The sequence below is a fragment of the Paenibacillus taichungensis genome (genome assembly GCF_003287275.1).
In the GTDB taxonomy this organism is placed as follows: Bacteria; Bacillota; Bacilli; order Paenibacillales; family Paenibacillaceae; genus Paenibacillus; species Paenibacillus taichungensis_A.
In genome coordinates this window covers 502,395-521,374 of sequence record NZ_QEVW01000005.1, presented here as the reverse complement: position 1 = coordinate 521,374, position 18,980 = coordinate 502,395, and the positions used below count along the sequence as shown (strand labels likewise).

General features: G+C 47.5%; 20 protein-coding genes. 15 read left to right on the top strand and 5 right to left on the bottom strand.

Annotated features, from left to right (window positions below):
- The first annotated feature begins 254 nt into the window (after positions 1 to 254).
- The 8 genes from DC345_RS07560 to DC345_RS07525 all read left to right on the top strand — a co-directional run bounded on the left by DC345_RS07560 (position 255) and on the right by DC345_RS07525 (position 7,253).
- Positions 255 to 719 (top strand): YlbF/YmcA family competence regulator, encoded by a 465-nt coding sequence (locus DC345_RS07560; RefSeq protein WP_397333639.1) that lies wholly within the window; start codon positions 255 to 257, stop codon positions 717 to 719.
- A gap of 249 nt (positions 720 to 968) precedes the next feature.
- Positions 969 to 1,385 carry a PaaI family thioesterase gene (locus DC345_RS07555; RefSeq protein WP_113052588.1) on the top strand — a complete coding sequence of 139 codons (417 nt, stop codon included), beginning with the start codon at positions 969 to 971 and terminating at the stop codon, positions 1,383 to 1,385.
- Positions 1,386 to 1,452: 67 nt separating this feature from the next.
- Positions 1,453 to 2,256 carry an NUDIX hydrolase gene (locus tag DC345_RS07550; RefSeq protein WP_113052587.1) on the top strand — a complete coding sequence of 268 codons (804 nt, stop codon included), beginning with the start codon at positions 1,453 to 1,455 and terminating at the stop codon, positions 2,254 to 2,256.
- 64 nt (positions 2,257 to 2,320) lie between these two features.
- Positions 2,321 to 2,890: a cysteine hydrolase family protein gene (locus tag DC345_RS07545; protein WP_113052586.1), complete on the top strand. Its 570-nt coding sequence runs from the start codon at positions 2,321 to 2,323 to the stop codon at positions 2,888 to 2,890.
- Between the two features lie 201 nt (positions 2,891 to 3,091).
- On the top strand, positions 3,092 to 4,546 hold the full coding sequence (locus tag DC345_RS07540; protein WP_063566350.1) for a nicotinate phosphoribosyltransferase: 1,455 nt from the start codon (positions 3,092 to 3,094) through the stop codon (positions 4,544 to 4,546).
- A gap of 309 nt (positions 4,547 to 4,855) precedes the next feature.
- Positions 4,856 to 5,503, top strand: a complete 648-nt coding sequence (locus tag DC345_RS07535; RefSeq protein WP_113052585.1) for a hypothetical protein — start codon at positions 4,856 to 4,858, stop codon at positions 5,501 to 5,503.
- A 101-nt stretch (positions 5,504 to 5,604) separates the two neighbouring features.
- Positions 5,605 to 6,624: an acrylyl-CoA reductase family protein gene (locus tag DC345_RS07530; protein ID WP_113052584.1), complete on the top strand. Its 1,020-nt coding sequence runs from the start codon at positions 5,605 to 5,607 to the stop codon at positions 6,622 to 6,624.
- A gap of 95 nt (positions 6,625 to 6,719) precedes the next feature.
- Positions 6,720 to 7,253: a hypothetical protein gene (locus tag DC345_RS07525; protein ID WP_146752115.1), complete on the top strand. Its 534-nt coding sequence runs from the start codon at positions 6,720 to 6,722 to the stop codon at positions 7,251 to 7,253.
- A 40-nt stretch (positions 7,254 to 7,293) separates the two neighbouring features.
- On the opposite strand, the gene DC345_RS07520 is transcribed toward DC345_RS07525, so the two are convergent.
- Positions 7,294 to 7,815 (bottom strand): MogA/MoaB family molybdenum cofactor biosynthesis protein, encoded by a 522-nt coding sequence (locus DC345_RS07520; protein ID WP_113052861.1) that lies wholly within the window; start codon positions 7,813 to 7,815, stop codon positions 7,294 to 7,296.
- 166 nt (positions 7,816 to 7,981) lie between these two features.
- On the opposite strand from DC345_RS07520, the gene DC345_RS07515 reads away from it, so the two are divergent.
- The 7 genes from DC345_RS07515 to DC345_RS07485 all read left to right on the top strand — a co-directional run bounded on the left by DC345_RS07515 (position 7,982) and on the right by DC345_RS07485 (position 14,939).
- Positions 7,982 to 9,121, top strand: a complete 1,140-nt coding sequence (locus DC345_RS07515; protein WP_113052582.1) for a CobW family GTP-binding protein — start codon at positions 7,982 to 7,984, stop codon at positions 9,119 to 9,121.
- A gap of 66 nt (positions 9,122 to 9,187) precedes the next feature.
- Complete coding sequence (locus DC345_RS07510) at positions 9,188 to 9,523, top strand: four-helix bundle copper-binding protein (protein WP_090896129.1); 336 nt, start codon at positions 9,188 to 9,190, stop codon at positions 9,521 to 9,523.
- A gap of 636 nt (positions 9,524 to 10,159) precedes the next feature.
- Positions 10,160 to 11,905: an arginine--tRNA ligase gene (gene argS, locus DC345_RS07505; RefSeq protein ID WP_113052581.1), complete on the top strand. Its 1,746-nt coding sequence runs from the start codon at positions 10,160 to 10,162 to the stop codon at positions 11,903 to 11,905.
- Between the two features lie 4 nt (positions 11,906 to 11,909).
- A complete protein-coding gene (locus DC345_RS07500) occupies positions 11,910 to 12,953 on the top strand; it encodes an ATP-binding cassette domain-containing protein (protein ID WP_113052580.1) in 1,044 nt (347 codons plus the stop codon).
- Between the two features lie 79 nt (positions 12,954 to 13,032).
- A complete protein-coding gene (locus DC345_RS07495) occupies positions 13,033 to 13,659 on the top strand; it encodes a hypothetical protein (RefSeq protein WP_113052579.1) in 627 nt (208 codons plus the stop codon).
- A 99-nt stretch (positions 13,660 to 13,758) separates the two neighbouring features.
- The gene (locus DC345_RS07490) at positions 13,759 to 14,310 is read left to right on the top strand and encodes a hypothetical protein (protein ID WP_063566340.1); all 552 of its coding nucleotides are present in this window, start codon (positions 13,759 to 13,761) and stop codon (positions 14,308 to 14,310) included.
- Positions 14,310 to 14,939 carry a YdcF family protein gene (locus DC345_RS07485; RefSeq protein ID WP_113052578.1) on the top strand — a complete coding sequence of 210 codons (630 nt, stop codon included), beginning with the start codon at positions 14,310 to 14,312 and terminating at the stop codon, positions 14,937 to 14,939. Before DC345_RS07490 ends, DC345_RS07485 begins: the two co-directional genes overlap by 1 nt.
- Before the next feature lie 74 nt (positions 14,940 to 15,013).
- Here the strand turns inward: DC345_RS07485 and DC345_RS31685 are convergent, their stop codons facing one another.
- From DC345_RS31685 to DC345_RS07470, 4 genes are all read right to left on the bottom strand, one after another.
- Complete coding sequence (locus tag DC345_RS31685; RefSeq protein WP_181586520.1) at positions 15,014 to 15,187, bottom strand: hypothetical protein; 174 nt, start codon at positions 15,185 to 15,187, stop codon at positions 15,014 to 15,016.
- A 25-nt stretch (positions 15,188 to 15,212) separates the two neighbouring features.
- Positions 15,213 to 15,977, bottom strand: a complete 765-nt coding sequence (locus DC345_RS07480) for a DUF4097 family beta strand repeat-containing protein (protein ID WP_146752113.1) — start codon at positions 15,975 to 15,977, stop codon at positions 15,213 to 15,215.
- A gap of 23 nt (positions 15,978 to 16,000) precedes the next feature.
- The gene (locus DC345_RS07475) at positions 16,001 to 16,684 is read right to left on the bottom strand and encodes a TetR/AcrR family transcriptional regulator (protein ID WP_113052576.1); all 684 of its coding nucleotides are present in this window, start codon (positions 16,682 to 16,684) and stop codon (positions 16,001 to 16,003) included.
- 200 nt (positions 16,685 to 16,884) lie between these two features.
- Positions 16,885 to 18,975: an ABC transporter ATP-binding protein gene (locus DC345_RS07470; protein ID WP_113052575.1), complete on the bottom strand. Its 2,091-nt coding sequence runs from the start codon at positions 18,973 to 18,975 to the stop codon at positions 16,885 to 16,887.
- Between the last annotated feature and the right edge of the window lie 5 nt (positions 18,976 to 18,980).

Sequence of the window (18,980 nt, the reverse complement as noted above, 5' to 3'; positions counted from 1 at the left end):
TAATAAGATGGAATCGGATTTTTAGATATTAGAATTTTGGAATTACAGCGAAAGTAGCGAAGGAAACGGAATCGATTCTGTAGAAGCGTAGCGTTCGCCTTTGTCCCCAAATTTTAACCTTTAATCATTTAATTAGGAAAAAATTTGGGGACAACAGCGATCGAAAGAACGATCCGTAGCCGTAGCGGCCGTGCAGCAGTCATTCTTCCATCTCTAATATTAATTTTCCGTTTCATCTTATATCATCTCATAGAATGGAGCGATTTCGAGTGGCGCAGGAAGAAATGCAGTACAACCATTATGGAATGCCTACCTACGATACGCGCAATCTGGTCATACGCGACGACATTATGGGAAAAGCCAAAGAATTGGCTGATATGCTTGGAACGAGCGAAGAAGTTAAACAGTTCCAACAGGCTGAGTCCAAAATTCGTGATCATGAACGCATCCAGCAATTGATTGCAACGATTAAGAAGAAACAAAAGGAAATCGTTGCTTTTGAAAGCTTCAAAAATGCAGACATGGTCAGCAAAATTGAACAGGAAATTGAGGATCTGCAGGCAGAGTTGGACGGCATTCCACTCGTTACGGAATTCCAGCAAAGTCAAAGCGATATCAATTATTTGCTTCAGCTTGTTATTTCAGTAATCCGGGATACTGTCTCCGAGAAAGTGAACGTGGAGGCAGGTACGGATTCACCTCCGACCAGCTGCGGTTAAGTGAAACGGAAGGGTGCGGACGCAGTCCGCGCCTTTTTTGATCATCTCAGACTCCACGTGGTGGGGTTATTTTGTGTGGTGGCTTGATCAAGACAACTTCACTGGATAAGACCTGTTCCGTAAGAGCAGGCTTAATATAATAACGAAGCACTTTAGATCAACTACGAAAAGAACCAATGCTGGTAAAATCATCAACAACAACATACATCATGGGCTTTATACTTAAAGTGCACTAAAGGGGAAATCAATATGGGTATTTTGGACAAAATGGTTGCAGAAGGAAACGGAAGATTTTGGGGTTTTCTCGGTTGTCGGTTTATTAAAGGTGACGGAGAAAAAGTACAGATCGCGCTGACAGCGGGCGAACACCACACTAACTCCATGGGGATTATTCATGGTGGTGTGCTGACGTCCCTGATGGATCAGGCGATGGGCATGGTAGCTACAGCCGCAATGGCAGTAGACAGTTGTGTGACAACCAATCTGAATGTTCATTTCTTGGCACCCATGAAACAAGGGGAATTAATCGTGACTTCAACGATCCTGCATCAAGCGGGGCGTAGTGTGACGGCACAATCTGAGGTCCGGGATGCATCTGGCACGTTGGGGTGTATGGCAACAGCTACATTTCGTATAGCGCGAGTAAAATCGCAAGACACGGAATAGTAAGGTTGACAAAAGATATTATTATGTCATAATGAAAATATCAAAATGAGAATAGTCGGTGGTGCCCATGAGCGAAAACTACGAACAATTCAATACTGAAAGCGATGAACAGGCAGCACGTGCCTATAGTTCCAAGAAATATCGTACACCTGATGGCGTTCCCGCGGATATCGTCATGTTCACCTTGACCAAGCGGGAGCGTAAGACGGTAACCAAGACACTCCCCATCCGGGAGTTGAAGGTCATGCTGATCAAACGCAAAGGATGGCCTTTTGCGGGAAGATGGGCGTTGCCAGGTGGATTTTGTCAGGAAAATGAATCCATCTATGGTGCTGCAAAGCGCGAGTTGATGGAAGAGACAGGTGTGGACGGCGGACATCTGGAGTATTTGAATGTATATAGTCAGCCTGGGCGTGACCCCAGAGGATGGATTATCTCACATGCGTTTTTTGCACTGGTAGAGGAATGGATGCTGGAACACCGTCAGGCGGCAGATGATGCTCAGGATGTTGGATTATTTACGATTCAGGAAGCATTGCAAGAGCTTGAGCTTGCCTTTGATCATCGGACGATTATAGAAGATGCATACCGGCGTATTCAACAGCAAATGCTGGAAACGACGATTGCACGACAGTTCCTGCCTCGTGATTTTACACTAAGCGAGTTATACCAAGTGATTCAGAGTGTTGTACCTGACTTTGAAGAACCGAATTTCATTCGGAAGATCACTTCAACTCGCAGCCGCAAAGGCATTGTGGAAGAGGTTCGGGATGAAGAGGGCAACCTGCTAAGCTCCAATCAATATTCACAGCGTCCAGCGCAGCTATACCGTTTTACCGAGCTTGTACCTCGTCTTTCCATCTATACTTAATTCGCAAGCGAATCATGATGGATTGAATCAGGATCAACCTATTCTCAAAAAGGGAGTGTGGACGATGAAAGCACTGATTGTAATCGATTATACATGTGATTTTGTGACAGGTTCGTTGCCTGTAGGCAAGCCTGCTGTAGAGATTGAGGAGACGATTGCAGCGATAACGGAGGCTTATTGCAATAACAAGCATGAGGTTGTTATGGCTGTCGATTTGCATGAAGAGAATGATTCTTACCATCCGGAAACGGCTCTTTTTCCGCCCCATAACATCAGGGGTACGGAGGGAAGACAACTTTACGGAAGTCTGGCTCAGGTAATGGAAGAACGGGAATCCCAGATTCGCTGGATGGATAAAACAAGATACAGCGCATTCTGCGGTACAGATCTGGAGCTGCGGCTGCGTGAACGTGGAATAACAGACATTGCACTGATCGGTGTATGTACAGATATTTGCGTACTGCACACGGCAGTGGATGCTTATAATAAAGGTTTTCACATAACGGTATTTGAAGATGCCGTGGCGAGCTTCAATCAAGCAGGACATGATTGGGCGCTTGGACATTTTCGTGCAAGCCTTGGGGCTCAGGTGGTCAAAGCGAGCGATACCGTTCTTGCAGGCTTGAACCTATAAACGAACCTGTGATTATATCCATTATACCCTGTTGAACAAGTGTTACGATGCAGGGGAATATGGTGAATAGGAATAAATCGGAGACTTATGCAATGGTACGTAATTATAATCATGAATCATGTGCAATAAGTCTCCACATGTTGACCCGTGTAAGCAGGCAGAGCCTGCTGGCACAAGCGGAAGTCAGAGAGGATGAGACAAATGCAGACAACTAGCCTGGCTTTACATACGGATAAATATCAAATCAATATGATGTACGCCCACTGGGTGAATGGAACTCACAAACGGAAAGCGGTGTTTGAAGCCTATTTCCGCAAGCTTCCTTTTGGCAACGGATATGCTGTTTTTGCCGGCTTGGAACGCATTGTGAATTATATCAGCCAGCTTCGGTTTACGATGGAGGACATCAAATATTTATCCAAACAAGAGGAAAATTACGATCCGGTCTTTCTGGAAGAATTGCTCCAGTTTTCATTTCAGGGGACAATTCATTCCATGAAGGAAGGCGCGCTCGTTTTCCCTGATGAACCGCTCATTCGGGTAGAAGGCTCCATTATGGAGACACAACTGGTGGAGACGGCGATACTTAACTTCATGAATTATCAGACGTTAATTGCAACCAAGGCTTCCCGGATCAAACAGGTGGCAAGTCAGGACACTCTGCTCGAATTCGGAACACGGCGTGCACAGGAAGCCGATGCGGCCATTTGGGGGGCGCGTGCCTCGTATGTTGCAGGATTCCATGCAACTTCCAATATGCTGGCTGGCGAGCGCTTCGGAATTCCGACAGCAGGGACACATGCCCATTCATGGGTGCAGAGTTTTATGAGTGAGCAGGAGGCGTTTGACGTCTATGCCAAGGTGCTGCCAGATCAAGTGACACTTCTGGTGGATACGTTTGATACATTGAACAGTGGTGTTCCTCATGCAATCAAGACCGCCAAGAAGCTAGAGAGCCAAGGCAAAAAGATGAACGCCATTCGTTTGGATAGCGGGGACCTTGCGTATCTATCCATTCAAGCTCGGCAGATGCTGGACGACGCCGGACTGGATTATGTGAAGATTGTAGCTTCCAACGACCTGGATGAAAATACGATTTTCAACCTTAAGGCGCAAGGAGCTCGCATCGATACATGGGGAGTAGGTACACAGTTGATTACCGCTTCCGACCAACCTTCTTTGGGTGGCGTGTACAAATTGGTGGAGCGCGAAGTGGATGGTGCCATGCTGCCTACGATCAAAATTTCAGCCAATCCCGAAAAAGTCTCCACGCCAGGTAAAAAAGAAGTTTTCCGGATCATTGATCCCAAACATGGCAAGGCGATTGCAGATTATATCTGCTATCCAGGAGAAGAGCAACCGCTACAGGGCGGGCCGCTCAAGCTGTTCAACCCGCTACACCCCTATCTGAAAAAGACGGTAACCCGCTACGAAGCAGTGAACATGCTGGAACCGATCTTTGTGAATGGGCGCAAAGTGTATGAACTGCCTACCCTGGATGAGATTCGCAGTTATCACCGCGAGCAGATGGATCTCTTCTGGCCAGAATATCTGCGTAAACTCAACCCTGAGATTTACCGCGTAAATATCAGCCCTGCTGCCTGGAATATGAAGCAGAAGCTCATTGCTGAACACGTGCAATCCACTGAAGAATAAATCAAATAAAGGGGCATAACCGGAAGCAAGTAGGCCGGGGTATGCCTTTTTGGTTTCCATTTTGCTGCTAATTATCCCGCATGACGAAAGACTGTGTGTGAAACATCATGGACGGACAGTCCATGAACTGCGGTATACTGTACCTTCAAAGGAAGCAGGTTCACAAGGAAAATGAAGCAATTATTTCTCGGGAAAGCGCAGGAGACGTCAAATGCTGCATCTTTCCGAGCCTGCCTTTCGACATGATCCATTTCTGTGGCTGTTTCAACTGAGCATTAGCCGGGGATGAATGAAAGAGGAGGTGCAACCATGAGATGGGTTTTGTCACTGACCTGGCTGGCCTTCATTGCGTATGCCTGTGTTTGGGCACCTGGGCAGCCTCTTGAGAGTGACCCTGTGTTTAAAGAACTGGTTACACTGCAAAGCAAGGAACCCTGGCTACTAACCGTATTTTCGTGGCTTGGGATTTACCCGGCCATCTTTGCTTGCCTACTGTTAAGGAAATCAGTGGAAAAGAGAGGAATTCGTGTACCAGCTTGGCCTTTTGTGTTGCTGTCTTTTGGATTGGGAGCCTTTGCGCTGTTGCCTTATTTTGCGTGGTCCTCACAAACACACAGAGGTTCGGGGTACGAACAACTCTCTTTTGGCAATCAGCGTGAATCGGGTATAGGACGTGTAGCAGCGCATAAGCTGACCCATGTAATTCTTTTGCTGCTTACATTGGGCACAGGCTTCTATGCAGTGACTCAAGGCAATTCTGATGTATACATGGAAGCGTTCAGGGCTTCTTCCTTTGTACATATTATGACAATTGATTTTGTCATCCTGACGTTGCTTTCCGTGATCGCATTGTTCAGAGATGCTTCTGACAATCGTCGTTCTCACATATGGGCCATTGCAGGGGCAATCCCATTGATAGGTCCGCTCGTTTATTTAATGACAAGCCGGAGAGATTGAGTTCGCCGGATGCTACCCTTATACTTGTTTAATCCAAAAGCGAATAATTTATGATGTGAATAGAAAAATATGTAAATTTATTATCGAGGAGAGGATAACGAATGAAAAATACTTTTCCTGCTTATGTCGTACGTAAAGAAGAACAGGGCGGCGTGAAGGCTGCTATGGAGCAGCTGACGAAAGAGGACTTGCCTAATGGTGATGTAACCTTACAGGTTCAATACTCAAGCGTCAATTTTAAAGATGGACTCGCCACAACAGAAAAGGGTGGTGTGGTTCGCGAATATCCGATCGTACCTGGTATAGATCTTGCAGGCATTGTAGAGGAATCCGTGAGCGGCCGGTTTGCACCGGGGGATCGGGTGATCAGCACAGGTTTCGAGCCAGGCGTGTCTCATTTTGGAGGATATAGTCAATATGCGCGTTTGCGCAGCGAATGGCTTGTTCCCCTGCCGCATGGACTCAGTGAGAAGGAAGCGATGGCGATTGGAACGGCAGGGTTCACTGCTGCACTTTCGGTGGATGCTTTGTTGCGAGCTGGAGTGACCCCGGAGATGGGTAATATTCTGGTGACAGGAGCTACCGGAGGAGTAGGCAGTATGGCGGTGGCTATTCTGGCGAAGCTGGGATTTGAAGTGACAGCAAGTACAGGCAAAAAAGATGAACAGGAACAGCTGCTTCGGAATCTGGGTGCCGCACATGTCATTTCACGCGAAGAAGCGGATGCGCCAGCCAAAGGGGCAATGGGCAAACAGCTCTGGGCAGGTGTTATTGATCCGGCAGCAGGTCCGGCACTAGCCGAGCGTCTGAAACAAATTCAATACGGAGGCGCTGTCGCCGTATCAGGCTTAACCGGAGGAGCTGCGTTCGAGTCTACCGTATTTCCGTTTATTTTGAGGGGGATTCAATTGATTGGGATTGATTCAGTCTATTGCCCGATGGAACGGCGGGAACGGATATGGAAGCTGCTTGGCGGAGAATGGAAGCCGGATCGGGCACTGGAGCTGGGGATTCAGGAAATCTCATGGGCACAACTGCCTCAGACACTGGAAACGATTCTCAAGGGCGGTGCTGTAGGTCGTACTGTAGTTAATACGATGTCGGATACACCTGCCGAATAAGATTCTTTTCTCCTAGACATGCTAACTCTACCTGAGAGCGTCACCGTGCATGTGGTGGGAAAGGAAGGATGAGTATGCGTGTTAACGGAAAAGGATTGCAACATAGATCTGGACGTGTGAGGTCTGTCTTGGTCAGTATTGTCGTGGTGCTGTGTACAATATCAGTAGTAGCGTGTTCAGCATCGAATGTTGAGCAGGAACGGAAAATATATACCCGACAAGCGACGGATGAAGGAAATGTTAGAGCAAAGAGTCAAGGTCACGGGTTAAATGGTCCATTAATTCAGGAGCTGGATGAAGCTTTTGTTGCAAAAGGCATAAAGTTGATGAATAATATGTCTGCGGATGATGGTGAGGACGGAATCTCTTATATGTACCTGCTGAATGGAAGTGGCAGACATATTATAAAGGTCCACATTTTCAGCGATGCTCTTACAAGAGTAGCCCGGATGAACGAAATGTACGGTAATGGCGGCGATGAGGCTGTGATGGAAAATGCGCTTGGCAAAACATCAATTCGCAGCAAAGACTACGTGTCACTGGTCTATACGGCTTCAGGTGGAGAGAAGGACGATTATGAAGAAGACGTCATGCAGATATTCCAGCATTTGCTTGAGCAACTGAAGTAATCGACTCCACTAAAATAAATCGGAAAACCCGTCTGATTATTCAGACGGGTTTATATATTTCACGCATGACATGCCTCAGTTCAGGCAAAATGAGTTTTTCCATTGCCAGCTTGACAGCTCCCTTTGAGCCTGGCATGGAGAACACGGCTGTACGCCCAATCGTTCCGGCTACTGCCCGGCTAAGAATGGCGGCAGAACCAATATCCTCGGTATAACTGAGGAAGCGGAAGATTTCTCCAAACCCTGGCAGCTCCTTATCGAGTAGCGAAGACACTGCCTCGTATGTTGTATCTCGGGGGGCAATTCCGGTCCCACCGCTGAGCAGCACGGCTTCGATATCGTCACGCACGGCGGCATCCTGCAGGATGCTTCGAATGGTTTCAGTTTCATCCGGTGTAATGATATATTCAATGATCTGGTAGCCCGAATCAGTCAGCAGTTTATGCATAAGTTGTCCGCTTGTATCGGTGTCCTTGGTGCGGGTATCTGATACGGTTATAATCATACAGGATACCGTGTCAGGGGCTTCCTGACGATGTTCTTCCACTGAACTGGTCATAATACATCCTCCTCCAATCAACATGTTCTCATAGCATAGACCATTCAGTAGAATGAGGCAATGGACATGCCAATAGAAGGCCAGGATTGCGCAAAGATTGCAGGATAGTGTACACTCGCTAGGATAGAGATAGATTAGTTCCATTGGACAAATAGAGAGGTGAACAACGATGAGTGAATTAAAAACAAATGAATCATCCATACCTGTATATATATTGTCAGGCTTCTTGGGCAGTGGCAAAACGACGCTTCTTGTTCAACTGATTGAACATTGGCAGCAGCAAGGTCTCCGGCCCGCCGTTGTGATGAATGAATTGGGTGAAGTGAATCTGGATGGTCAAATTGTGGATGCTTCCGTGCCCATGACGGAAATGTTGGGAGGATGCATCTGCTGTACTGTACGCGGTGACTTAGGGCTGCAACTTGCGGATCTTGTGCAGGAGGAGTCACCTGATGTCATTATCATTGAAGCAACGGGAGCAGCAAACCCGATGGAGATTCTGGATGCAGTAACGGAAACATCCCTCTATATGCGACTGGAACTGAAAAGCCTGATTACTGTAGTAGATGCCGCGCATCTGTCAGGGCTGTACCAGGAGCAGAAGGGACAAACCTTCAAGCTGATGCAGGAGCAGATTCGCTGTGCGTCTGTACTTCTCCTGAACAAAACGGACCGGGTAAACGAGCAGCAGTTGGCAGATCTGCGGGACCTGTTGGCACGCTGGAACGGTTTCGCTCCGGTACTGCCTACGGTGAAGTGTGAAGTCGATATGGATGTGTTGCTTCGTAGCGGAGAGAATGTGCATGCCTATCAATCTATTGAGGAAACGAGTAAAAACGTGGAGAAGGAACATCACGTGCATTCCGAGGCTTGCGCAGTGCATGGATGCAGCCACAATCATGAACATCATGAACAAGTGGATCATGATCACGAAGTACATCAAAATTCTCAGGGGAATGGGCATGAACATCCTCATGACCACAACCATAGTCATAATCATGCCAACCCCCATGCTTCGCATGAACATGTCATGGTATATACGCACTATTTCACCCAGCCGGTGAACAGTGAGGCTTTTGAGCGTTTGATAGCTGAGTTACCACGCGATGTGTACCGGGCAAAAGGGATTTTATCCTTTAGCGATACGTCCAGCCGGTTCTGGTTCCAATATGCTTATCGGGAATCTGATTATATGAAGATTACGCCTCAGGGAGATGTGCCTAACGTCGCTGTGTTTATAGGTGAGCATTTCGATCAGTCGATTATTCGCAACCAATTGCTGGAATTAGAGGCGGCAAATCAGGTTTAATGATTCAAGGTTCCTCCAGACGGGGTATTAAGTAGCATAGCAAACTTAGTCTGGGAGGTAACTTTAATGACACAACAACAATATCAACAATGTATCGATGCTTGCCTGGAGTGTATGAATGCTTGCAACGTATGTTACATATCGAGTCTGAAAGAATATGATCTGGCGATGCTGCGTGATTGCATTCGTTTGGATCGTGAATGTGCAGAAATCTGCAGTTTTGCTGCTCAAGCCATGACACGCGGAAGTGATTTCATCGCCGAAATTTGCGAACTGTGTGTGAAAGCATGTGAAGCTTGTGCTGCTGAGTGTGGCAAACATCAACATGATCACTGCCAGGCTTGCGCAGAAGCTTGCCGTAAATGTGCAGAGGCTTGCCGCCTGATGGCCGCAGTAGCGTAAATATAACTCCATTGAACTGAATTGAAAATAAAAAGCCCTGGCAATATTCACGATGCCAGGCTAATCCCCTCACAGAAGACAATGATAAGACATCCGATAAGATGGATTACAACGTTGTCTACTGGAGGGGATTTTTTATGGATTCAACATAGTAACGTTCCTGTTCCTCACCATCCGAAGGTGAAAATTTCTATCCACAGCTGGTACTACATTGGGAAATGCATGTAACAGGTTGCCAAAGCAGAGCTTGATCTGTATAATGATGGCAATGAATTGAAACGATGAATATCCGTGATCGGGAGAGTAGCCAGAATCCATGCATGACAGCGAGCCGGGGCAGGTGGAAGCCGGTATGACATGACCTGAGTGAAGCGCACCCGTGAGATGGTTGTCCGAAGTAATGTTTACACCCGTGAGAGGGTGTAGAGCATGGGCTAGAGGGCAATCCGGCAGGCGGCCGTTAATCGCACCGAGCGGAGCAGGCTGTGAATGTACTATGATGTGCATTTACAACCTGCTCACCAAGAGTGGTACCGCGGGAACTGTGAAGATCAGCTCTCGTCTCTGATATAGAGACGAGGGCTTTTTTGTTTTCTATTGCATGGCTAAATACGATAATGACTAGGAGTGTTCAACATGTTGATGAATCAGGCAGCAGCACATATTGCTCCCTTAACGGGAATGAAGCAAGACGAGGTGTTGAGATTACTGGAGGTTCCGCCACAGCCGGAGATGGGAGATGCCGCGTTTCCTTGCTTTATTCTGGCCAAGTCGTTGAAAAAAGCACCCGCTGTTATTGCTACGGATATCGCAGCTCAATTACAGACAGTTGGGCTGGATGCTTCTCCAGCAGGACCCTATGTAAACATACGTTTCAATCGGGAAGATCTGGCGCCGAAGCTGCTGCAAGAACTGGGACATAAAACATTTGGCAAGCTGCAACTGGGGGCAGGTGCACGCGTTGTGATCGACATGTCGTCGCCTAACATTGCCAAGCCATTCGGAATCGGTCATCTGCGCTCCACCGTGATTGGGGCAGCGTTGTATCGGTTATATAACGAGGCAGGCTATACTTCGGTCAGTGTGAATCACCTGGGGGATTGGGGAACGCAGTTCGGCAAACAGATTGCAGCCTACAAACGTTGGGGCAATGATGAAGCCTTACAAGCTGAGCCGATTCGTACATCATTGGAGCTGTATGTGAGGTTTCACGATGAGGCGGAGAATGATCCCTCACTGGAGATCGAGGCACGAGATTGGTTCCGCAAGCTGGAGCAAGGGGATGAAGAAGCACAGCGGTTATGGACCTTTTTCGTAGAAGTGAGCATGAAAGAATTCAACCGGATGTATGAGCGTCTGAATGTACAGTTTGACCATACGCTGGGTGAGAGCTTTTACAATGACAAGATGGGTGCGGTTGTTGAAGAACTGAAATCCAAAGGATTGCTTGAAGAGAGCGAAGGCGCATTGGTGGTACGTTTGGAGGATGAGAATATGCCACCTTGCCTGATTATCAAAACCGATGGAACAACCATCTATCCAACGCGGGATTTGGCAACAGCCGTTTATCGTCATGATGTGATGAAGGCGGATAAAATGCTGTATGTAGTCGGGGGTGAGCAGAAGCTTCATTTCCGTCAGGTATTTGCGGTATTATCACGGATGGGGTATGCATGGTCTGAGATTTGCGAACATATTCCGTTTGGTTTGATGCGTTTCGAAGGACGGAAGATGTCTACCCGCCGGGGAAAAGTTGTCTTTTTACAGGAAGTACTCGACGAGGCAGTTGCTCGGGCATTACAGATTATTCAGGAGAAAAATCCAAATCTGCCGAATCCGCAGGAGGTTGCGGAAGCGGTTGGTGTAGGTGCGATTGTATTCGGTGATCTGCGCAATAATCGGTTGAACGATGTCGATTTCTCGCTCGAAGATGCGGTGAGCTTTGAAGGGGAGACAGGACCTTATGTGCAATACACACATGCCCGGATTAACAGTGTGCTTGCGAAGGCAACAGAGGCGGGGCGTGTGGAAAATGAAAATCAGTTGGACTATGTTAGTAGTAGTAGCAGTAGTAGTAACAATGCTACGGCAAACTCAGAGAACAAGCCGGTCATGGTCGGTGACACTTCATGGGGATTGTTGAAACTGCTGGTGGATTATCCGCAGTATCTGGAAAAAGCAATTCATCGCAACGAGCCCTCGGTCATTGCCAAGTATGCGATAGATGTTGCCCAAGCGTTCAACCGCTTCTACCATGCGGAACGGATTGCGGATGCGCCGGCTGATATCAAACCCTTCCGGGTGGCGTTAACAGAGCGTACGGCGGAGCGTCTTGCCTACAGCCTATATTTACTTGGCGTCCAAGCTCCTGAACGGATGTGATTCTATGGGATGGAGGACGAGTAGATTTTTCGATAAAGCAGTAAAAGCAGCAGCAGGCTCAAACGGACGAATCATATCGCTACAACAGGTGAGCAAACGACTTGGGGATGTTCAGGTATTGAATGATATCAATCTGGAAGTAGGCCAGGGGGAGTGCATCGTCCTGGTGGGCAGGAATGGCTCAGGCAAAAGCACGTTGCTGCGTGTGCTGGCGAGCATGTTACTGCCTGACTCAGGCTCCCTGCGCAAGCCAAGCCATGGGCGGATTATGTATGCACTGGATGGATTGGCACGCCTGCCCTTCACCTCAAGAGAGTACTTGTGGGAAATGGGACGTATTCGTGGCATGCGCCCTGAAATATTGCGTCAACGGATAGGCGAATTAAGTGAACTTTTATTCGTGGGCACGGCGCTGGATCAGAATCTGCCACAGTTGTCCAAAGGTACTTTGCAGAAAGTGAACTTGATTCAGGCTATGCTACCTGGCCCTGATGGGTTATTGCTGCTTGATGAACCATTGTCCGGTCTGGACGTTCCGGCGCAGGAAGCAATTGTAACTCTGCTCAGACAGTGGAAACAGGAAGGAAGCCAGATCGTAACAGCTTGCCATGAGCCATTGCTGATTGATCGTCTCGCAGATCAGGTCATCGTGTTACAGAAGGGAACGGTGCTGCGTCGCTGGAGCCGGGAAGACTTGCAGCAAGCTGGTGAGCCCGCTGTGAGTATTCAAAGTGTGATGGAAGGGCAGAAACAATCCGTTATCGATGCGCTGCTGGTTGAACAACCGGAAATCATTACATGTCATCGCAGCATGGCTCGTCAGGATTATGGTCGAGAAGTATGGGATTGGAAAGTGTCACGCAGTTCGGCAGATCGGATTATAGGAATGATACTGGCTGCTGGTGGTTCCATCGTGTCTGTGCAGCCGGAAGAGAGCCGATTAAATATGGAAGGATTGATGGAGGGGCGGCACCCAAATGAGGTTATGGGCAGGGGAGCAGCGGAAAACCTTTCCTCCATATCTAGGGCAGGAGGCGACCTCCAATGATCTACTTGACTCGTTATTTGTTAAAACATTACATACGTTCACAGAAATATGTTGCGCCGGTGATCTTTTATATCATACGATGCTGCTTATCTATTCCTACAAACCTAATCCGGTTGCGGACAGTTACAGTGTTACGGCCATGCTGCTCTTTTTTGGTGCCGCTTGGCTGGGCTTGACGGTAATGAATACGGAACCTGCGGGGCAGTATCAATTACTTGTGCTGCATGCAGGAAGCAAACGCAAGGTTGTCCTTGCTCAAATAATCTGTGCGTTGATCATGCAGTTTGGCCTGACTGCTATTACCGTGTTATATCCGGTTGTTACGGGCATGTTTGGAAGGCTACCAAGTGCTGGGGAGTGGATCATGGTTTGGTCCGGACATTTGGCGTTGTCGCTCCTGGGTCTGGGGCTCAGTGTTTTCTTCCAAAAATCGTACATTCCCATGTTGAGCCGCAGCATGCCGCCTTTCATAGTGGTGATATTGTTATCGTTTGTCCAAGGTTCGTTAAGCGGACGTTTGCCTGAATCCATACAGTGGGTTGTCAAGATCCTGCCTCCGGCATTTTATCTGGTTCGTGAGATGATGTTATTTGAAGATTTGAAATTGGGGGCTGTTGTGCTGATGACAGTGTGGGCTATACTTTATGCCATAGTTCTACTCATCATCCATATATGGTTATCGGGAAGAAGGGATTTACGGAGTTAGATGCTATTATTCCGCTTAACTTGAATGTTGGTCTATGTTTCGTTACCATAGAGGGACGTTGGATGGAAAGTATTGTACGGAGATAAAGGAGGCTCGCTTATGCAAAAGACAGACATGCAGCATGGTGACATGCTGGACAGCGAACACTCCAGAGAATTGTTTGCATATTACGGATTGGCTGTATATTATGGACAGGCGCTTGAACAGCAACTGGTCAATCTGATTTTATTAATGAAAATGTCTCAGGGAAAAGTTGTTTCCGAAGAAGATCTGGAAGATCTGTATGAGCGGAAGATGAGCAGTTCACTCGGACAACTCATTCATGAGGTACGTCATCATTTTACTTTTTCAGAGGAAGAGACTCGTCAGTTGAATGAACTATGGAAGCAGCGTAATAGCATTGTACATCACTATTTTAAGGAACGTATTCATGAGACATTCAGTCCTGAAGGACGATCACGCATGATCAAGGAGCTGGAAGATTTCAAAGACCGTGCACAGGAACTGGAGATTAGTCTTCAGCAGTACACAGGTGCCTGGATTGCAGAGCTTGGGCTGGATGCTGAGTCCGCGGCGGCGCTGCAGACACTCGAACGTATGCATGCAGAGAGCATGCACGCCCGGGCACTGGAAGAGGATGAATCATTGTGATGGAAGGCAAGTTCACGAAACGTAAAATAAAAAGCAAACACTGGCTTGTAATCTCCATTGCATCGCTAGTACTGATTGGAGTTATATGGACGATAACTACAGCCTTGCTAATCTGGGCCTACACCGATGAGGAATCATCCAGACAGAGTGATGCGGCGATTATCCTCGGTGCAGCCGTAGAAGGGGACAACCCTTCACCCGTATTTCGCGAACGTATTGAGCACGCCATTTTATTATATCGCCAGGGGACGATCAGCCATTTGCTCTTTACTGGTGGGTCTGGCAGTGCAGGTGAGCGAGCCGAAGCTGAAGTAGGACGAGATTATGCTGTTGCACACGGTGTAGATCCGGCAGATATTCAAATGGAGACGGAGTCGAGAATAACGGAGGAGAATCTGGTGAACTCGCGTACCGTTGGGAAACAGGCAGGGTTTCACACCTACACCATTGTAAGTGACCCGCTGCACATGAAACGGGCGATGAAGCTCGCTAGCGGACTCGGCATGGATGCTGTTCCGTCCCCAACACGAACGACGGCTTACCAGACCTGGCGCAGCCAAATTCCTTTTCTGGCAAGAGAAACGATATTATATATGGGATATATGGTCAAAGGATGGATAGATGGATAGACAATCCGCAGCAGCACGGAAAGTGACTGGTCTGCGCGGTTGTCTTTTTTTTACGCATGTTGATGCGGCGTTTCTTATGTTCCGGGATAATTAATCGCTGCACTAACTAGTGCGGCCACTCCAAAACCGATGAACCACCAAGGGCAGCGCCGATTATTGCTTTTGCGTATACCGATGAACAAACTGATGATCCCCGCAAGTAATACCACGGTAGCCAAGCTGCTGCCAACGATCCAGCCAATGCTCATATGTTTACCTCCTCTATATGGAATGTTAAGAAAAGCTCCCTATGGAGAGCTTCCCACCTCTGACCTCTGCTTGAAATGGATAAGTACCGTTACGATACGTATGTTGATTATGATTGGATTGAAGCGGGAAATCACTGTTGAATCGGCCTCCGGCCTGTTTGAAGTCTAACTTAAATCCATCGTTATCTGCTGGGATTCGCACTTCAACGTTACAACCTGTGGAGCGACTATCCAGAGATTGAAGCATCGTTGAGGAGTGAACGGTGAGTGGGCTGCCTGTCACTTTAGATTGAATATGGGTGAACTGACCGGATAACTGAACAGGTGAAGAAGTGGCTTGCAGTTGCATATGTTCTGCATGGAGGTCTGTTGCTGTAACCCGACTGCCCACTGATCGTAGACGGATATGCTGGGCATGGCCAGTTAAGGTGAGCTTGCCGGATGTACAGTCACAATCCCATTGTTCCGAAGAAACGTTATCTACAAGAAAGTGGGAACCAACTCCGTTGATCGACAGCCTTTTCAAGACCGCAGGCGGCAGTATAATGTGGAGCGATGTGCGATGGAAGTTAATGCCCAGCGGAAAAGCTTGTTTTCGTCCATCGATCAGACGTAATAAACCTTGGCTGACGTTAGCTTCAAAACATCTAGTTGTTGGAAAACGAGCGGAGCCCCATTGAATAACACGGATAACCGCTTCTGTGCCCTGGCTAATATGCACTTCGCCTTGCATCCATTCCAGAGAAAGGGCGAGAAGGGGTTCTTCGGACAACCATTCTTTGCAAATCATATGTCCATTAGGCTTCAAAATGGTTATCCCTCATTTCTGTCATCGTCTTCATCCAGAATAGGATAAGCATCCATCGCAGCATGTTGGTCTAGAATACGTTCAATTAGTGATTCACTCACAATATTGGCACCAAGCATGTTCATCAACCGCTGTAAAAAATAAAGACGTTGCTTTGTTTGGCTCGAATTGCGGCCGAATAGTGTTGGATTAATCCATATATTGACCAGCATCATGAATACTTCTGCACAAGCTTCGGGATCTTCGGTATGAATAGATCCATCTGTAATGCCTTCACGCAAAATCGCTGAAATCACCGGGGCATCAATCCGCACAGCCTGTTGAATCCCTCGTACAATGAACACTGGATTTTTGATCTGGGTTCGAAGTACGTGATCCAGGGAATGGGCCTGTTGATCAGAAACGACATACTCCAAAATCCGAACTAATTTCTCTCGTGCTGGTGTGGTCGTTGTATTTGTAACTAATTGATCCATCATCTGAGCGGAATAGTTGAACTGTTGTTCCATGACTGCGTCCAGTATTTCCTCTTTGGATCTAAAGTGATGATACACAGCTCCCTTGGACATGCCGAGGGCAACAATGATGTCCTGGATACTCGTTTTTTCAAATCCTTTTTCTGTGAATAACTGCGCAGCGACGTTCAGAATCTGCTGTAACGTCTGTTCAGGATGCTTATTTCTAGCCATAATAACCTCCTTATTCCTTAGATACCGACCGTTGGTATGTATAATACAGGAAGATGTTTCCATTGTCAATAAGAGAGGATCAAAAGGAGTGAATACACGAAAGAAGTCTAAAAATAATAAAACCGATATGCCACAGACCAAGAGGTCAGCCGGCATATCGGTTGGTTGTTGAAGTATATTTGCATTTATTCCCGTTCTACTTACACACCGCCTCCAGCAAAGGAGGAAGTGGTTCGAATCGCCTCGCCCAGTGGGTTGTTTCCATTCGTATCCGGTGCTGTTTGAGCACCTTGCTGTAGCTGATACATCTGATAATAGCGACCTTTAAGTTCCATCAATTCATCATGTGCACCTTGTTCAACGATCCGTCCGCGATGCAGGACCAGAATCTGGTCGGCTGAACGAATGGTGGACAGACGGTGGGCGATGATGAAAGTGGTCCGTCCTTTTTTGAGGACTTCGAGAGCATTTTGAATTAATGCTTCCGTTTCGGTATCAATATTCGCCGTAGCTTCATCGAGAATCAGAATGGCTGGATCGAATGCCAGTGCACGAGCAAAGGAGATCAATTGCCGTTGTCCGGCAGATAATGTGCTTCCTTTTTCGATAACCGGCTCGTCGAATCCTTGCGGTAGATGCGCGAGAATTCGCTCAGCACCTACATCGCGCAGCGCCTGTTCAATCTGTGCACGAGTAATCTGCTCATCCCCGAGACTCACATTGGAAGCAACGGTACCCGTGAATAGGTACGGATCTTGCAGTACAATGCCCATATGTTCGCGAATCCACTGTTTAGGCAGATCCTTCACGTTCTGACCGTCAATCGTGATCTTGCCTTTCTGTGGATCATAGAACCGGAACAGCAGGTTGATGATCGAGCTTTTACCGGAACCGGTATGGCCCACCAAGGCAACCGTTTGACCTTGCGAGGCTTTGAACGAGATGTTGTTTAGCACATAATCTTTTTTATAGGCAAAAGATACATCGTCAAACACGACATTTCCTTTGTACCTCGGCATCGAGCCATCGGTTACCGGTTCACCTTTTTCATCCATCAGTTCAAAGACACGTCCCGCAGATACCATAGAGGAGTCCAGGTTCGCGAGTTGATTCACCATACCTGTAATTGGCTGGAACAAACGTCCGAGAACGTCAACGAATGCATACAGTACACCCAGCGAGATGATACTCGTGCCGTCCAGCACACTAGAGCCGAAGTACCACAGGACGACCGCAAAAGCCATATTCCGCAGGACGTTAACCAGATTGTGTGAGGTGAAAGCGTTCAGATTGAGCATTTTGTTCTGGTGTTTCATATAATCATCATTCAGATCCTCGAATTCCTGCTTGGTCTGCTTCTGATGACGGAATACCCGGATAATGGACATCCCCTGAATGGACTCGTTAATTATCGCATTAATCTCGCTCAGGCGTGAACGTATAATTGTATTGTAACGAGTAGCGATTTTACGATAAAGCACAATCCACAGAACCAGCATCGGTACAACGAACAGCGAGATCAATCCGAGGCGGAAATCCAGCAGGAAGAGCGCAACGTACACTCCCGTGATCGTAATGATGCCTGAGAAAAAGTTCGACAGAACCGCAACGAACAGATCCTTGACGGCTTCGGTATCGTTGGTGACCCGAGAGACCACTTTCCCTGCGGGCAGGTTGTCGAAAAAGTGTACGGGCAATCGCTGGATGTGTGCATACACATCGTTACGAAGTTTTTGGATGACTTTGTTGGCAGATGATTGCAGCCAGTATGTTTTGCCAAACTCCATAATGACTGAGATGACAAGGAAGATCATGTAATACACAATCAGTTGATAGATGCTTGGCATTTCCGGTTTGTAGAAGGCAAAGAGTTCACCAGCGGATAAAGGCACCGCCGCATATTGACCCGTTACTTCACCAGCGCGTGTAACCGTCAGTGTTCCGTCCGCATAGGTTCGATCCCCATCGGGGGCACTAACAGGTTCATTCACAAAATAAAAACTTTTCCCGGCTTGCAGTATGCGTACCTCGGTACCTTTCGTTTCATCCGGTTCAAACCGGCCGTCACGTTTGTAGTTCTTTCCATTATAGACCGCCGCTTCGCTAGAAGCAGTAGTCTCATAGAAAGGCTGCTCAATGGCGAGCAAATGATTGTCGATCATGGACTTAGCGATGAAAGGGCCGGCAAGCTCGGCCGCAACTCCAATCGTAAGCATAATTAAAGCGGCAATAAACGTACCTTTGGCTTTTAGGGCGTATTGAAGCAGCCGTTTGCCTGTATTAGACTTCAAAGCGT